Here is a 16,481-nt window from a genome sequence, read left to right on the forward strand (position 1 = left end):
ACATCAGGAGAATTTATGTTTCGACATGTAAAACAACTACAGTACACCGTACGCGTCAGTGAGCCAAACCCAGGGCTGGCGAACCTCTTACTGGAACAGTTCGGCGGCCCGCAAGGCGAGCTGGCGGCCGCCTGCCGCTATTTCACCCAGGGCCTGGGCGATGACGATGTGGGTCGCAAAGAGATGTTGATGGATATAGCCACCGAAGAATTAAGCCATCTGGAAATTATTGGAACTCTGGTCGGCATGCTGAATAAAGGCGCAAAAGGCGAACTGGCCGAAGGGACAGAAAAAGAAGCGGAACTTTATCGCTCTTTAACCGCCAATGGCAATGACAGCCATATTACCTCGCTGTTATATGGCGGCGGCCCTGCCCTGACGAATTCCGGCGGCGTGCCGTGGACGGCGGCTTATATTGATACCATTGGCGAAGTCACGGCGGATATGCGTTCCAATATTGCGGCGGAAGCGCGCGCGAAAATTATTTACGAACGGCTGATTAATGTCACGGACGATCCGGGCGTTAAAGATGCGCTGAGTTTCCTGATGACGCGCGAAGCGGCGCATCAGCTCTCCTTCGAGAAAGCGCTCTATTCCATTCGTAATAACTTTCCGCCAGGTAAATTGCCGCCCATCGAACAGTACAGCAATGTGTACTACAACATGTCCGAAGGCGACGATCCGCGCGGAAGCTGGAACAGCGACGAGAACTTCGACTATGTGGCCGATCCGCAGCCTGCCGTGGATGGCGGCGATGGTCTCGCCACGGTACAACTCAACGATAAACAGCGCGCGCTGGTGAAAGCGATGGCGAAGCGTACGCAATCCGATCCCGGTGTGGATCCGCTGACCGGCGCTGAACTGGGTAGCGGAGAGCCACAAGAGAAATAATACTTACTGATACCTGTCGTATTCACCCCTTCGTTTAGGGGTGTTTTTTTGTGGGGTAACCGGGCATGTTCGAATTCGATGCATTCCATCTGGCAAGGCTTCAGTTCGCCTTTACGGTCTCGTTTCACATTATTTTTCCCGCCATCACTATCGGGCTCGCCAGCTATCTGGTGGTGCTGGAAGGGTTATGGCTGAAAACCAAAAATCCCGACTGGCGCGCGATGTATCACTTCTGGCTAAAGATCTTCGCCGTCAACTTCGGCATGGGCGTGGTGTCCGGGCTGGTGATGGCCTATCAGTTCGGTACCAACTGGAGCGGTTTTTCCCAGTTTGCCGGCAGTATTACCGGGCCATTGCTCACCTATGAGGTGCTGACCGCCTTCTTCCTTGAGGCGGGTTTTCTCGGCGTGATGCTGTTTGGCTGGAATAAGGTGGGGCCAGGGCTGCACTTTTTTGCTACCTGCATGGTGGCGCTGGGCACGCTGATGTCCACGTTCTGGATCCTTGCCTCCAATAGCTGGATGCATACGCCGCAAGGGTTTGCCATTGAAAATGGGCAGGTGATCCCTGTTGACTGGTTTGCGGTCATTTTTAACCCCTCGTTCCCGTACCGTTTACTGCATATGACCATTGCCGCGTTCCTCAGCACTGCTCTCTTCGTTGGCGCTTCCGGTGCCTGGCACTTGCTGCACCGCAATGACACACCGGCAATCCGCAAGATGCTGTCGATGGCGATGTGGATGGCGCTGGCCGTCGCGCCGCTGCAGGCCTTTATTGGCGATATGCATGGTCTGAACACGCTGAAGCATCAGCCCGCGAAGATCGCCGCCATTGAGGGGCACTGGGAAAATCCGCCCGGCGAAGCTACGCCGTTGTTGCTGTTTGGCTTGCCGGATATGGCACAAGAGCGCACCCGATACGCGGTGTAAATCCCCTCTCTCGGCAGCCTGATCCTCACCCACTCGCTACATGAACAAGTGCCTGCGCTGAAAGATTTCCCGAAAGCGGATCGGCCCAACTCCACCATTGTCTTCTGGTCATTTCGTCTGATGGTCGGGATGGGGCTATTGATGATCGCGCTCGGCGTTGCCGCGTTGTGGTTACGTTTTCGCCAGCGGCTATATACATCGCGCCTTTTCCTGTACTTCGCGCTGTGCATGGGCCCGGCGGGGTTGATTGCCATTCTTGCCGGTTGGGTGACCACCGAAGTCGGGCGGCAACCCTGGGTCGTCTACGGGCTACTGCGCACGGCGGATGCGGTTTCCCTGCACAGCACCTTACAGATGAGCCTGAGCCTGCTGGCCTTTATCGTGGTGTACACCTCGGTCTTCGGCGTCGGCTACAGCTATATGGTGCGGTTGATTAAGAAAGGGCCGCAGCCCTGGGATGAACACGCAACAGACGGTAGACCGGCGCGCCCGCTCTCTGCGGCGGGTGAAAATTTGCAGGCGGAGGAGAAAAAATAATGGGCATCGATTTATCGCTGATCTGGTTTGTCATCATCGTCTTTGCCACGCTGATGTATATCGTGATGGACGGCTTCGATCTGGGCATCGGTATTCTCTTCCCGGCGATTCAGGATGGCGGCGAACGGGACATTATGGTGAACAGCGTCGCGCCGGTGTGGGATGGTAACGAAACCTGGCTGGTGCTCGGCGGCGCCGGGCTTTTCGGCGCGTTTCCTCTCGCTTATGCGGTAATCGCGGATGCGCTGGCCATCCCGCTAACATTCATGTTGATCGGTCTTATTTTTCGCGGCGTGGCGTTTGAGTTTCGTTTTAAAGCCACGCCGAATCACAAGCCGTTCTGGGATAAGTCCTTTCTCGCCGGATCGCTGCTGGCGACCTTTATGCAGGGCGTGGTGGTCGGCGCGGTGATCAACGGTTTTCCCGTCACCGGGCGCACCTTCAGCGGCGGTTCGCTCGACTGGCTGACGCCCTTTAACCTGTTCTGCGGCGTTGGGCTGGTGATCACTTATGGCCTGCTGGGCGCCAGTTGGCTGGTGATGAAAAGTGAAGGAAACCTGCAACAGAAAATGCGCGTTGTCGCCAGAACGCTGCTGCTGGCGCTGCTGCTGGTGATAGCCGCGATCAGCCTGTGGACGCCGCTTTCCCACGCGGCGATCGCCGAACGCTGGTTCAGCCGGCCGAATATCTGGTTCTTTGCCCCGGTTCCACTGCTGGTGATCCTCTTCAGCGTCTGGTTATGGCATACGCTGAGCAACGCGCAGTACCATATTTTGCCGTTCATTCTGACGCTGGGGCTGATTTTCCTCGGCTTTAGCGGGCTGGGCATCAGTATCTGGCCGCATATTATTCCACCGGATATCACGCTGTGGCAGGCCGCCGCGCCGCCGCAAAGCCAGGGCTTTATGCTGGTTGGCGCACTGCTGATTATTCCGGTGATCCTGGTTTACACCTTCTGGAGCTACTACGTGTTTCGCGGAAAAATCCAGCATGGCGCGGGGTATCACTGATGTCAAAACGTATCGCAGCGAAAATCATCTGGTTTGTTGGGCTGTGGTTTGCCAGCGTACTGGCGCTGTTTCTCGTCAGCGCTGTGCTCAGGCTGCTGATGTCCATGGCCGGGCTGCGCGCGTAAGGCAGCGCGGGAAGGTTTACTCAATCTTGCCGCTGAAAACGCGAAATCCCCAACTGTTATAAAGCAGCGTGATGGGTGCCTGTTCCACCCAGCAAACATCGCAGGTTTGCAGCGGCTCCAGCGCCAGGTGAGAGCAAACATGAGGTAGAGTCCTGTTACAGGCATCGAGAAAGTCGATCAGGGGGATTCCGCCGGGCCAATAAGGGCCTGGCCGTCGTAAATTACGGTACATTTTTGCAGGCTCATTTTGCTTCCTCAGACCCATCCTCTACGCCCGTTCCCGTCTGCGGGGAAACGTTCACCTTCCGCGTACGTACGCGGCGAGTTTTTACATGACGTATCGATGATGTTTAAAAATAGCCGCGACAACATGGCGGCCAAAATGTCAGGCGGTCATCGCCTTATCCAGAGATATTTAGGTATTTTCTTATGTCGTTAAAAAAGGCCACGCGTGTGGCCCTGTTCACGATTATTTTTTTGGCGGAACGGGTTTTTTATCGCCGGATTCCGGTGCTTCACGGGGATCGTCTTTTTCAACCTGTAACATGGTTACCTCCTCATTATTTGCGCAGATTTTTCACTATAGCCAGGTACGGAAAAAAACAACCAGGCGGCAGCAGGCAGAGTATATTTCCCGCTGCGCTTGTTTTATTTCAGTAGGCGCTATTCAGCATTTAGTCCGATTCGGCTAATAAGCGAATTAATCTGCCGAGAGCATAATTAGTGGCCTCTTTGATATTCGCTTCGCTGTCGCCGGTAAACTGTTTCACCCGGGTATGAACGCTGTTGTCGGCAAGCTGCCAGGCAAACCAGATCGTGCCCGCTGGCGTGCCATCTTCGCCGCCGTCCGGCCCGGCGTAGCCGCTGACCGCAATACCGATATGCGCCTGCGACTGGCGCACGGCACCCGCCGCCATCTCGATAACGGCCTGTTCGCTTACCGCCGTGTGCGCGGTAAGGGTTTCGCGACTGACGCCAAGCATGATCATCTTGGCTTCATCGGTAAAGGTCACAAACCCGCTGCCATAGAACGCCGGGGTATTCTCCGCTGCGCATAACGACGAGGCGATCATCCCGCCGGTGCAGGACTCCGCCGTCGCCAGTTGCAGCTTTTTTTCCGTTAACAACCGCCCCAGTTCATTGGCAATAGATAACGAAGGTGTGGTCATCAAATCGCTCTCCAGAGTAAAGGCGCAAACGGCGCTGCGCCTGGTGAAGAATCAAACGGTGGCTTTTTCCGCATTCATGCCGGGCACGAGGATCACTTTGCGGCACGCTGACGATGCCGCCACGCCGCACCGGCGATACATTGCCGCAGTGCTTTCACTGGCGATCCTCCTGACATTGATAAAAGAGGGCTGCGCGTTACACGGTTCCCGTACCACCGTCAGAACACCAGACCTGGCCTGACGCATAGCTGTTTTCAGACGAAGCCAGGGTGACATACAGCGGCGCAATCTCTGCCGGCTGGCCTGGGCGGCCGAGCGGCGCGGAAGCGCCAAACTGCTCGATTTTTTCCTGCGGCTGCCCGCCGCAACATTGCAGCACCGTCCAGTATGGGCCAGGCGCAACGGCGTTCACACGGATCCCTTTCGGCCCCAGTTGTTTGGCGAGAGATTTGGTAAACGTCGCGATAGCGGCTTTGGTCTGGGCGTAATCGAGCAGTATTTCGCTCGGTTCGTACGCCTGAACGGAGGTGGTATTAATAATCGCCGCGCCGCGGGACATCTTTTTCAGCGCGGCTTTCGTTATCCAGAACATGGCGTAGACGTTGGTTTTGAACGTGTCATCAAACGCTTCGGTGGTCAGATCTTCTATCGATTCACAGAACTGCTGACGCCCGGCGTTATTCACCAGCAGATCCAGCCCGCCTAAGGCTTCGCTGGCCTGTTCCACTAATTGCTGGCAGAACGTTTCATCGCGGATATCGCCAGGGATCGCCACCGCCTTGCGCCCGGCTTCTTTGATCAGGGCCATCACTTCCCGCGCATCTTCCTCTTCCGCTGGCAGATAGTTGATGGCCACATCGGCGCCTTCGCGGGCAAAGGCAATCGCAACCGCGCGGCCAATACCGGAATCACCCCCGGTGATCAGCGCCTTACGGCCATTCAGTCGACCACTGCCCTGGTAGCTTTTTTCACCGTGGTCGGGACGCGGCTCCATTTTCCCGGCAAGGCCCGGGAACGGCTGTTTTTGATGTGGAAATGGCGGAACCGGGTAGTTTTCGGTATTAGTCTGATTTGTGGTGTGCTTCGGGTTATTTATGCTATCCATTCGCTTACCTCTCAATGTTTAATTACCACGAACATAAAGGGTAGAACAAAAATAGCGATGGATGAAAATAACGAAGCTGAAAATAATATTGCACTATTCACGACACCTAATTTACCGCCTCGCTTTGCAATATTCTGGAATATCGTCTCTTCAGCGTCTATACCCTTTTAAATAGCTAAACGACACAGTGGAGAGATATGGGATATTTGGCGTGGACGGCAGCAACCGGTTGTTTATTATTATTGATGTCACTCTCTTATGGCTGGATAAGCCGTGCACCGGTGTCGGTTTTTGGCCTTTATCTTCTGGTGGGTATTGCCTGCGGCCCGTGGGTATTTAATATCCTCAATATTGATATTGCCGCACACGCCACGCTGACCAGCCGGGTGACGGAAATCGCCATGGCGGCTTCGCTGTTTATTACCGGGCTAAAAATTCGCCTGCCGCTGACGTCGCCTTACTGGAAGATGGGGATCAAACTGGCGCTGCCCGGCATGTTGCTCACCATCGGCGGAATGATGCTGGCCGCCCATTTCATGGCCGATCTCTCCTGGCCGCTGTCGCTGGCGCTTGCCGCGATCCTCGCCCCGACCGATCCGGTGCTGGCAAGCCTGGTCTCCATCAACGACGCCAGGGATGGCGACCAGCTGCGAATCGCTCTCTCCAGCGAAGCCGGGCTGAATGACGGCACCGCTCTGCCTTTTCTGATGCTGGCGCTGATCTGGCATCGGGCGGGCGGCAGTATCAGCACCGACGAGTGGCTTAGCTGGCTGAGCATCGATCTGGTCTGGGCGCTGGTGGGCGGGCTGGCGATCGGTTTTTTGCTGGGGCGCAGCATTGGGCTTATCGCCACCCGCTCCCGACATGCCCAGGGCGAAGTGGCGCCCAGCGATTTTGTCGCGCTATCGCTGATCTGTCTCAGTTTTGCCCTTGCCATGGCCGCCAGCGCGTCTGGTTTTCTGGCCGCGTTTGCCGCCGGGGTTGGACTGCGCAGCGCCGAAGTCAGCGTGCAGAAAAGGCATCCGAACCAGAAAGACGCTGAGCACGACTTACCGGCAGAAATGCAGGTCAATCCCCACGCACGCCACGCACTGGAAGAACATAACCCGATCAAATCGGTGGGGCTGGTGATTGGCGATGCGCTCTCCTTTGGCGATACGGTTGAGCGGATATTTGCGGCGGTGCTGGTGATTATTCTGGGCGTCACGCTGGCGCAGCACTGGGATATGCCCGCCCTGCTGATGGCTTTCATGCTGTTTGTCATTATTCGACCGCTGTCGGTGCTACTGCTGACCTGGCGTTCGGGCGAGTCGCTGTTTCACCGTCTGAGCCTCGGATGGCTGGGAATTCGCGGCATCGGCAGCCTGAATTACATTGCGTATGCGTATATGCACGGGTTAGACAGCGCCCACGCGGGCGAACTAGCGGATATCGCCATTACGATAGTGACCTTCAGCGTGCTGATCCACGGCATATCGGTCACTCCGTTGCTGACGCTGCGCCACAAGCGGGAGCAGGAGTAAGGCACCGCTGCCACCCTATGAACCAGATGCATCTTACATAAGAGAAACTGTATTAAAAACGTCTCGTTAAAAAGCAAAAAAAGAGGACAGAATATTATTTTCCGGTGATGTTCTTGATATTCATTGGGATTTATCTGAATTGAATCTACTATCGAATTCCCGGAACCTGCACATACTAAAGAGTTATTTTATGTTCTTTCGCATAATATCAGGAACGACGCTCGCCATTCTGTTAGCTTTATCACCTTTATCTCACGCAGCAAATTCTGCACCCACCGTTCAGGAAGGCGACTGGGTCGCCAACGAATTCACCTTTAATAGCGGTGAAAAACTCAACGATCTGCGTATTCATTACTACACGCTCGGCGATCGCAGCAAACCTGCGGTATTACTTCTGCACGGAACGAACCAGCCGATTAAAGCGTTGCTGGCGCCAGGATTTGCCGGTGAGTTATTTACGCCCGGCGCGGCGCTCGACAGCAGTAAATATTTCATCATCATCCCGGAAAGTATTGGCTCGGGGAAATCCTCCAAACCGTCAGATGGTTTGCGCATGAACTTTCCGCACTACGATTATGACGATATGGTGGCCGCGCAATATCGCTTAATTAAAGAAGGACTCGGTATTTCGCATTTGCGCCTGGTAATGGGTTATTCGATGGGTGGTATGCAGACCTGGCTGTGGGGAGAAAAATACCCGACGATGATGGATGCGCTGGTGCCGATGGCCTCGCAGCCCAACGAGCTTTCTGGCCGTAACTGGATGATGCGACGCATGTTAATTGAGTCGATCAAAGCCGATCCGGCCTGGGCGCAGGGTAATTACCAGCAGCAACCGCCTGCGCTGAAGACCGCCAATATTATGTTCAGTATTGCCACCACCGGCGGCACGCTGAATTACCAGCATAAAGCACCAACCCGCGCGCTGGCCGATAAACTGGTGGATGAACGCCTCGCCGCGCCGGTCACTGCGGATGCCAACGACTTTATTTATATCTGGAGTTCCTCGGCGAACTATAACGCGTTACCGGCGTTAAACCGTATTACCGCGCCGATGCTGATCATTAACTCCGCCGATGATGAACGTAATCCGGTAGAAACCGGGATCCTCAGCGGCGAGCTCCACAAAATAAAACAGGCTGAGCTTTTTCTTATTCCGGCCAGCGTGGAAACCAGCGGCCACGGCACCATGATGTCGGCAAAATTTTACCGCGACAAATTGCGCGCTTTTTTGGCCGCCACACCTGCACGGCAGGATAAAAAATAATCTCTTCACCTCAGGAAGTGACGCACGTTGCTTCCTGATTTTTCGCATAACAACGTTATTTTCACCCCTCTTTTCTTTTTTCATTCATCGGTAACAGGGAAAACGCTATGTTTCGTCGAATAAAGATCCGTACTGCTCTTAGCATGATGATATTTTCACTGACGGCCTTATTACTGTTCGTGGGTATTCTGGGATTGGTGGCAGTGCAATCCGGGAATAAATCCTTTGCCCGCGTCGATACGGAAGTCTTGCCCGGTCTGGTTGCCTTAAATGAAAGCTCCGAGCTATTACTGCGTGGCCGTCTGGATTTACGCTTGTATGAATCGCTGGTCGGTAATGGCGAAACAGAGAAAGCCAACGTGGCGCTGGATCGCGCACGCGGCAAAATTGATAGCGCCAGCGGCAAATGGCAGGAGTACCTTAAATATCCGCAATCGGCTGAAGAGCAAGTTATCGCCAATGAGATGGCCATCAGCCGCGCCGCGCTGATGAATGAATTTATCGATCCGGCCTTTGCGGCGCTGAAAGCGGGCAAACTTGACGAATACCGCCAGCGCGCCGGGAAATCAACCGCGCTGTATGCTGCATTTGATAAGGCCTCCAAATCGCTGGTGGCGTTTAAAATTAAAAGCATTGACCGCGCCTATGATGACTCCAACAACCGCGTTACACGCATGGCGTTTGTTCTCTACTTCTCGATTGCCTGTGCGCTGGTACTGGCGGGCCTGGCCTGGTCGGTGATGACCAATCTGATTGTCAAACCGCTCAATAACGTGATTACCGTGTTTGACCGTATTGCCGAAGGCGATTTGCGCGCGCGCATTAATATTGCCGGGAAAAATGAAATCGCCCAGCTTTTCGCCGCCGTACAGCGTATGCGTGATGGTCTGGAGAATATGGTGCGCATGGTGCGTAACGGTACGGATGCCATCGGCTCCGGCGTGGAAGAGATTGCTTCCGGCAATATCGATCTCTCCAGCCGTACCGAGCAGCAGGCCGCCTCGCTGGATGAAACCGCCTCCAGCATGGAGCAGATTATGGCGACGGTAAAAAATAACGAAGACAACACACGCAAAGCGAACGAACTGTCGCAAAAAGCATCGAACACCGCTTCGCGTGGCGCAACTGTGGTCTCGGAAGTGGTTTCTACCATGACTGCAATCGAAAAAAGCTCCGCACAAATTGGCGATATTGTCGGTGTGATTGATGGAATTGCCTTCCAGACCAACCTGCTGGCGCTGAACGCCGCCGTCGAAGCGGCCCGCGCCGGGGAAGCCGGACGCGGCTTCGCGGTGGTGGCATCGGAAGTCCGCGTGCTGGCGCAGCGCAGCGCCACGGCCGCGAAAGAGATTGGCACGATGATCAGTGATTCGCTCAGCCGCATTGAACAGGGTTCCGGTCTGGTGAAAGAAGCTGGCGCGACGATGAACGAAGTGATGGTCGATGTGAAAAAAGTGGTCGAGATCATGGATGAGGTGATGCTGGCTTCCGGCGAGCAGACGCGCGGTATTTCGCAGATAAATATCGCCATTCACCAGATGGACGGCGTCACGCAGCAGAACGCCTCGCTGGTTTCCGAAGTCGCAACCGCCGCAAGTTCCCTGCAACAGCAGGTGGTGAATTTGCAGCAGTCTGTCACCCGTTTCCTCGTCGATGACGCGTCGATGCAGTCAGGAAGTGGCCGCCACGGCGGACCGCAGGAGATGACGCTGGCTAACGCCAATTAATGAAGTTTGCCACAAGGTAAACCGACAACATCCACGCTACGGCGTGGATGTTTTTCGCCCCACTTATCAGCCGCGCCGGCGCAAAATACTCAACAGTATCCCGCCGACAATCAGCGCTGCGCCGGAGAGTTTGACCGGATCGAGACTTTCCCCCAGTACCAGACCGCCCATCACCACCGCCAGTGCCGGGCTGAGCAGCGACCACGGCAGGATCTGGTTGACCGGATAGCGTTTCACCAGCCAGTACCATAACGAGTAGGCAATCAACGACGAGCCAAACGCGCTGTAGAGCACGCCGAGCCAGCCGCGCCAGCCTGCGGCCATCAGCAGCGTGAGCTGATCGGTTTCGCAAAGCCACGAACTGAACCCTGCCAAAGGAATGGCGAAGAGCGATAACCAGCCGGTCATCGCCAGCGCGGGCGGTGGGCTGGCGCGTTTAACAATGATATTGGTACAGGCCCAGCCCGCGGCGCTGATCAGCAATAAAATCGGCCCTTTCCACGAACTGAGCGCCGGGCTGCCGGAGAGCACCATCACGCCGAGCAGCGCCAGACCGACGCCGCACAGTTGCCGCCAGCCGAGCGGCTCTTTCAGCACGATCGCCGCCAGCACCATGGCGGCGGGGGTTCCCATTTGCACCAGCACCGCTGCGCTGCCCGCGTCGGTATAGCGCATCCCCAGCATCAGCAGCGCAAAATGGATAAAGCCAAAGGTAAATGCCAGCAGGATCAACAGCGGCACCTGCTGCACGCGAATCGGGTTGAACGGCACCAGCACGGCGGCCACCACCATAAAGCGCAGCGCCAGCATTAACAGCGGCGGCAACTCCATCATGCCGATTTTCATTGCCACCACGTTGAAGGCCCAGCCGTTGACGACCAGTAGCAGAATCAGTCCATCGCTCAGGCTGATATTTTTCAACGGGCGACCATCAGCGGCGTGCGGGTGTGGTAATCGCTCTCCTGTTGAAAACGGGCGGCCAGCGCCAGCAACCGCCCTTCGCTGCCGTCCGGGCCGATCAACTGCAAGCCTACCGGCAACCCGTCCCGGTCAAAACCGGCCGGGAAACTCAGGGCTGGCAGCGCGCAAAGGCTGGCGATGGCGTTAAAACGCATATTCCCGGTCAGCACACTCTCTTGCTGACCGCCAATGTCTACCAGCTCCTGCCCTTTTAACGGCGCAGTAAACGGGAGCGTCGGCACCAGAATGACATCCAGTTCGCGAAACGCAGCAAGCACCTGCTCGCGCAGCAGGGTGCGATAACGCTGCGCCTGCAAATACTCCACGGCGCTGATGCCCAGCCCGGTTTGCAGCAGCAGGCGCACATCGTCGCCATAATCCTGCGGGCGCTCCTGCAACCAGCGGCTGTGTAGCGCGGCGGGTTCTGCGAGATTGATCAGCACCAGCGCATTTACCGCTTCCTCCAGCCCGCTCAACGCCACGTTTTCGCAGCGCGCCCCGGTATCGCTCAGCCAGTGAGTAAACGCCTGATACGCCTGAGCGACATCCGGATGCACCGTCTCGCTGTAAGCCCCCAGCAGGCCAACCCGCAAGCCGCGCAGGCTGGCCGGAATAGCCACGGCTTTTTCACCGGTGAGCGCGCTGTAAACGCGGGCGCAGTCGCTCGCCCACGGCGCGAGCGGGCCAACGGTATCCAGGCTTGCCGCCAGCGGAAAAACGCCGTCCGTTGCAATGCGTCCCACGCCCGGACGTAGCCCGGTTACGCCGTTCATCGAGGCCGGTAAACGTATCGAACCGCCGGTATCCGTACCGAGGGTTGCCAGCGCGCTGCGCACCGCTGCCGCCACGCCGGAGCCACCGCTGGAACCAGCGGGAATGCGTCGGCTGTCCCAGGCGTTGGCGCTGGCGCCGTAGTGCGGATTATTGGTGGTGCCGCCCCAGGCAAACTCATGCATGTTGGTGGTGCCGATGAGAATCGCCCCGGCCTGTTTCAGGCGCTTAACCACGCTGGCATCCTGCTGCGCGATATTGCCCGCCAGAATGCGGCTGCCGGCATGCATCTCTTCGCCCGCCACCGCAATGTTGGCTTTCACCGCCACGGGAATACCGTGCAGCGGCCCGGCGTCGTAACCGTGCTCCAGTTGCGTCTGGCTGGCGGCGGCCAGCGCACGCGCCTGTTCCGCCCAGATGGCGTTGTAAGCGTTAAGCTCGCGCGTTTGCGCTTCACGGGCAAGGCAGGCTTCGAGCAGCTCCGGCACGCTGAACTCGCCGGCGCGTAAACGCCGGGCGGTTTCATCAATCGAAAAACGCAGCAACGTACTCATTTTTCGTGCTCCTGGCTCACCGGCGGGTGCAAAGGAGAAACCCACACGGTGGCCGGTTGCAGCAGTGGTGAAAAGTGCTGCAAAGCAAAATGATGGATCGCGGTTGCCCTGGTGTGGCACGCTTCGAGCAGCGGCGCTATCTGTGCCGCATCGGTTTGTGTGTACTGCTGAATCAACAGTAAACGCGGTGTGGTGTGCGAGTCCATCATCGTGCTCCTTACAAATTACCCATGGCGTCTACCGCTTGTTTGGCTTTTTCAGCGAGTGCGGTATTAACGTTGTTTTGATATGACGTGGCATCGGACGGATACGCTTTAATGTTTTTCGCGTACAGCGCGATGTTCATGTTGTTATCCCACGCCTTTTGCGACACCAGCACATTCTCCGGGTAGCCTTTGGCGTCGATCTCACGTTGTACGGCGGCTTTCACCGTTGATTCCGGCAAGTTGGGGAAGTATTTCCGCGCCACCTGGACTGCCGCATCCGGATGGCGATAGATAAAGCGCGATGCCTGCTCAAACGCGGTCACCACGCCCTGTGCTGCCTGCGGGTTTTTATCAATCCACGACTGCGTTGTCGTCAGGCTGGAGAAGGCAAACGGATACCATGACGGGTTTGCCGGGAAAGAGTATGTGACGTGCAAGCCGTTTTGCTGTTCCGCCATGGTCACCTGCGGTTCTGCGGCCAGCGCATAGTCGGCGCGACCGGCGGCCACCGCCGGGATTTCGTTACCAATCGCCACATGTACCAGTTTTACGTCTTTCAGGTTTTGCTGTTTGATGAGGTAGCTCATAAACGCCCAGGTAGTGTCGGGCTGCGGGCTGGTCACCACGCGTTTGCCGGATAAGTGCGACAAGTTGTCCTGCAATGAGGTGGCATCTTTGCCAAATACAAAGATGGTCGGCGCGTTCTGCACACCGGCAACCACCACGCCATTACCGCCATTTTCACGGCTCTTCGGCACGAAGACCGGATCCTGAATCGACAGATCCGCCGAGCCGCCAATCACCGCCGCCCATGACTGTGCGCCACCGCCGCCGGTGCTGATTTTCACCGCCACGCCCTGCTGTTTGAAAAAGCCCTGCTCCTGCGCCACATACAGCGGCAGATAGAGCAACGACTGGAAAGCCTGGTTGATACGGACCGGCGTTTCCGCCGCCAGCGCGCTGTGACTGAAGGTTGCCGCCAGCAACGGTACGGCGACAGCGAGAGTGCGATACATAGCATGTTTCTTCATCATTTCTTGTCCCACGAGAGAATAAGGCGTTCGATGAACGCAACCAGAGCGTTGAAGCACAGCATCATCAGCATGACCAGCACGATCCCGGCCAGCACAATGTTCATACCAAAGTTGGAACTGCCCAGCAGGATCATGTGGCCGACGCCGCTGTCCGACGAGATGTACTCGCCGACAATCGCGCCCACCAGCGCAAACCCCACATTCAGACGCAAGCCAGAGAGCACCCACAGCATGGCAGAGGGCACCACCAGCTTGATAAAAATGGTGCCGCGCCCGGCATTAAAAGAGCGCAGCAGATTGATCAAATCGGGATCGGTGCGTAGCGCGCCTTTGTATGACGTGGTCAGCGAAACCACCACGCAGGAGAAGGCCACAATCACCACTTTCGACAACATTTCGGTGCCGAACCAGATAATGGTGATGGGCGCAATCGCCAGCACCGGGATCGCGCCAATGGCGGCGATAAACGGCGCGGCGAGATCGGAGATAAAGCGCGAATACCACAGTAATAAGCCGAGAATCGACCCGCCAATCGCTCCGACGGCAAAGCCGATAATGGTCTCCAGCGCAGTGACCTTAATGTCCCCCAGCATTTCGCCAGAGTGGAAGCGTTCGACCAGCACTTGCCACACCTGCGACGGGCTGGAAAAGAGAAACGGGTTGATCTGCCCGCTGCGCACGCCCGCTTCCCAGCCGCCGAGCAGCAGCGCGACAATCGCCACTTGCAGGGTAATCAGCGTGTAGCGCCGGGCGTTAAGCGAGCGGAAAAAACTTTCGCGGGGGCCACGACGGCCTGAGCCGGCGACTGTCTCCCGGGGAGAAACGCTGTTCATTGCCATAGGGTCCTCATCATTCATTGATGGATGCGGGCTGCGTGCCGATGCTGCGCCAGATCCGCTCGTAATAGTCGTTAAAACGTGGCGAGAGTCTGCGCTCGGGGATCGCCAGACTGTCGGTCTCAAGATCGATAGCGATCTCCTGCACGATTTCGCCCGGATGCGCTTTCATCACATACACGCGATCCGACAGCGTGACCGCCTCTTCGATATCGTGGGTGATAAAAATCACCGTCTTCTGCTGCTGTTTCACCACGCTCAGCAGCTCGGATTCGAGGGCAATTTTCAACGGATAATCCAGCGCCTTGTAGGCTTCATCCATCAGAATGATTTCCGGCTGCGTCACCATCGTGCGCATCAGCGCCACGCGCTGGCGCATACCGCCGGAAAGCTGCGACGGGTATTTCTTCTCGTAGCCTTCCATGTGGTACAGCTCGAACAGGGTTCTGGCACGCTCGCGCGCTTCCCGTTTGGGCATGCCCTGCACTTCCAGGCCGAGGATCACGTTGTCGATCACCGTGCGCCACGGAAACAGCAGATCTTTTTGCAGCACGTAGCCCAGTTCCGGCGATGGCGCGCCGGTGGTTTCCCGATTCTTCAGCAAAATGCTGCCGCTGTCCGGCGTCAGCAGGCCGGTAATAATGTTAAACAGCGTTGACTTGCCGCAGCCGCTGGGGCCGACAAAAGAGACAAATTCGTTGCGGTTCGCGTGAAAGTGCAAATCCTGCAAAATGGTGGTGCGACCGCCGCCGGGCGTGGCGTAACTTTTACGAATACCGATGGCTTCCAGGACCTTACTCATGCTGACCTCCGCTGGCGTGGCGGTTATGCACTGTCAGGGGTGAAGGCGGTGCATTCACCGGTACATAATCTTTTAAGAAGTGATACCCGAGATAAGCGGTGCTGCGGGCGCGACGTATGGCCCCGCCAATATCGACGTTTGCCAGCGCCATCCCTTCCTGCGTACCGCTGTCCGCCACGATGTTGCCCAGCGGATCGATAATGCGGCTGTGGCCGTGATAGAGCAGATTGCCGTGGCGACCGCAGAGATTGGATTCAATCATCCAGCACTGGTTTTCCAGCGCCCTGACCCGGCCAAACAGCGTGTAGCTCTCCACCATTGGGTCGGCGTCCCCGGCGCTACCGTCGCCGCCATAACCCCAGGCGGTTGGCATGATCATGATGTCGGCACCTTTGAGCGCCAGCTCGCGGGTGCTCTCCGGGAAAACCTTGTCGTAGCAAATCAGCATGCCGATGCGCCCGAGCGGCGTGTTAAAGACCGGGAAATCGTCGCCGGGGTAATAGACGTGTTTTTCATCACCGGGTTGGTGCACTTTGCGATAGACGCCAATCACGCCATCTGGCCCCAGTAATACGGCGCTGTTAAACAGCACTTCCGCATGCTGCGGATGGCGCTCGGTCATGCCGAACACCACAAGCAGATTGAGCCGCTTTGCCTGCTCGACCAGCAGGCGAATGCTTTCGCTGGTGCCGATGGTTTCCGCCTGTTCAAATTGCCAGGCCACCGTATCGGCATCCCATGCCAGCGTATCGCGCAGATAGCCTTGCAGGATCTGTTCCGGGAATACCACCAGTTGTGCGCTGTGCGATGCGGCATTCTCCATCCAGCGCAGGAGATTGCTCAGGTTTTGCGCCTTGTCGTAGCAGGCGGGCAGCGTAATGCTGGCGATTGTGATGTCTGCCATCGTCGTCTCCACTTTTTTTTCTTAAACTGCATTTCTGGTCACAGAATTACCAATATATTTTTCTTATAAGAAAATTTTTCTCGAATGTGAGAATATGCAGCTATCACCCGATATCACACAGGGAGTTGAGG

The 16,481-nt window shown here is 56.6% G+C and carries 15 protein-coding genes and 1 pseudogene; 7 read left to right on the forward strand and 9 right to left on the reverse strand.

Translation table 11 applies throughout. From position 1 onward, the window contains the following. The first annotated feature begins 15 nt into the window (after positions 1-15). From C0557_RS13700 to C0557_RS13715, 4 genes and pseudogenes are all read left to right on the forward strand, one after another. A complete protein-coding gene (locus tag C0557_RS13700) occupies positions 16-891 on the forward strand; it encodes a manganese catalase family protein (RefSeq protein WP_007371784.1) in 876 nt (291 codons plus the stop codon). Positions 892-956: 65 nt separating this feature from the next. Beyond that, positions 957-2,357: pseudogene (locus C0557_RS13705) on the forward strand (cytochrome ubiquinol oxidase subunit I). Further along, entirely contained in the window at positions 2,357-3,367 is a 1,011-nt protein-coding gene (cydB, locus tag C0557_RS13710) for a cytochrome d ubiquinol oxidase subunit II (protein WP_208658835.1), read from the forward strand. Before C0557_RS13705 ends, cydB begins: the two are co-directional and overlap by 1 nt. Beyond that, entirely contained in the window at positions 3,367-3,492 is a 126-nt protein-coding gene (locus C0557_RS13715) for a DUF2474 family protein (protein WP_083416318.1), read from the forward strand. The genes cydB and C0557_RS13715 overlap by 1 nt, the downstream gene beginning before the upstream one ends. Before the next feature lie 674 nt (positions 3,493-4,166). On the opposite strand, the gene C0557_RS13720 is transcribed toward C0557_RS13715, so the two are convergent. Both C0557_RS13720 and C0557_RS13725 read right to left on the reverse strand, forming a co-directional pair. Next, entirely contained in the window at positions 4,167-4,661 is a 495-nt protein-coding gene (locus C0557_RS13720; protein ID WP_208658837.1) for a 2-oxo-tetronate isomerase, read from the reverse strand. Positions 4,662-4,857: 196 nt separating this feature from the next. Further along, positions 4,858-5,766: an SDR family oxidoreductase gene (locus C0557_RS13725; RefSeq protein WP_208658839.1), complete on the reverse strand. Its 909-nt coding sequence runs from the start codon at positions 5,764-5,766 to the stop codon at positions 4,858-4,860. 197 nt (positions 5,767-5,963) lie between these two features. Between C0557_RS13725 and C0557_RS13730 the strand changes: the two genes are divergently transcribed. The 3 genes from C0557_RS13730 to C0557_RS13740 all read left to right on the forward strand — a co-directional run bounded on the left by C0557_RS13730 (position 5,964) and on the right by C0557_RS13740 (position 10,283). Beyond that, complete coding sequence (locus tag C0557_RS13730; protein ID WP_208658841.1) at positions 5,964-7,289, forward strand: sodium:proton antiporter; 1,326 nt, start codon at positions 5,964-5,966, stop codon at positions 7,287-7,289. Between the two features lie 190 nt (positions 7,290-7,479). Next, the gene (locus C0557_RS13735) at positions 7,480-8,556 is read left to right on the forward strand and encodes an alpha/beta fold hydrolase (RefSeq protein ID WP_208658843.1); all 1,077 of its coding nucleotides are present in this window, start codon (positions 7,480-7,482) and stop codon (positions 8,554-8,556) included. Positions 8,557-8,663: 107 nt separating this feature from the next. After that, the gene (locus C0557_RS13740) at positions 8,664-10,283 is read left to right on the forward strand and encodes a methyl-accepting chemotaxis protein (protein WP_208658845.1); all 1,620 of its coding nucleotides are present in this window, start codon (positions 8,664-8,666) and stop codon (positions 10,281-10,283) included. A 66-nt stretch (positions 10,284-10,349) separates the two neighbouring features. Here the strand turns inward: C0557_RS13740 and C0557_RS13745 are convergent, their stop codons facing one another. Genes C0557_RS13745 through C0557_RS13775 form a run of 7 tightly spaced genes read right to left on the reverse strand, consistent with a single transcriptional unit; the run spans position 10,350 to position 16,350 of the window. Further along, complete coding sequence (locus C0557_RS13745; protein ID WP_208662944.1) at positions 10,350-11,195, reverse strand: DMT family transporter; 846 nt, start codon at positions 11,193-11,195, stop codon at positions 10,350-10,352. Positions 11,196-11,200: 5 nt separating this feature from the next. Further along, positions 11,201-12,568, reverse strand: coding sequence for an amidase (locus C0557_RS13750; protein ID WP_208658847.1), 1,368 nt, complete (start codon positions 12,566-12,568; stop codon positions 11,201-11,203). Continuing rightward, a complete protein-coding gene (locus tag C0557_RS13755; protein WP_152630228.1) occupies positions 12,565-12,777 on the reverse strand; it encodes a hypothetical protein in 213 nt (70 codons plus the stop codon). The genes C0557_RS13750 and C0557_RS13755 overlap by 4 nt, the downstream gene beginning before the upstream one ends. Positions 12,778-12,785: 8 nt before the next feature. Then, positions 12,786-13,808 carry an ABC transporter substrate-binding protein gene (locus tag C0557_RS13760; RefSeq protein ID WP_253073719.1) on the reverse strand — a complete coding sequence of 341 codons (1,023 nt, stop codon included), beginning with the start codon at positions 13,806-13,808 and terminating at the stop codon, positions 12,786-12,788. Beyond that, on the reverse strand, positions 13,805-14,647 hold the full coding sequence (locus tag C0557_RS13765) for an ABC transporter permease (RefSeq protein WP_208658849.1): 843 nt from the start codon (positions 14,645-14,647) through the stop codon (positions 13,805-13,807). Before C0557_RS13765 ends, C0557_RS13760 begins: the two co-directional genes overlap by 4 nt. Before the next feature lie 10 nt (positions 14,648-14,657). After that, positions 14,658-15,446, reverse strand: a complete 789-nt coding sequence (locus tag C0557_RS13770) for an ABC transporter ATP-binding protein (RefSeq protein WP_043953349.1) — start codon at positions 15,444-15,446, stop codon at positions 14,658-14,660. Beyond that, complete coding sequence (locus tag C0557_RS13775) at positions 15,439-16,350, reverse strand: carbon-nitrogen hydrolase family protein (protein ID WP_208658851.1); 912 nt, start codon at positions 16,348-16,350, stop codon at positions 15,439-15,441. The genes C0557_RS13770 and C0557_RS13775 overlap by 8 nt, the downstream gene beginning before the upstream one ends. Between the last annotated feature and the right edge of the window lie 131 nt (positions 16,351-16,481).

The sequence above is a fragment of the Kosakonia sp. MUSA4 genome, from assembly GCF_013085925.1.
Lineage (GTDB): Bacteria > Pseudomonadota > Gammaproteobacteria > Enterobacterales > Enterobacteriaceae > Kosakonia > Kosakonia sacchari_B.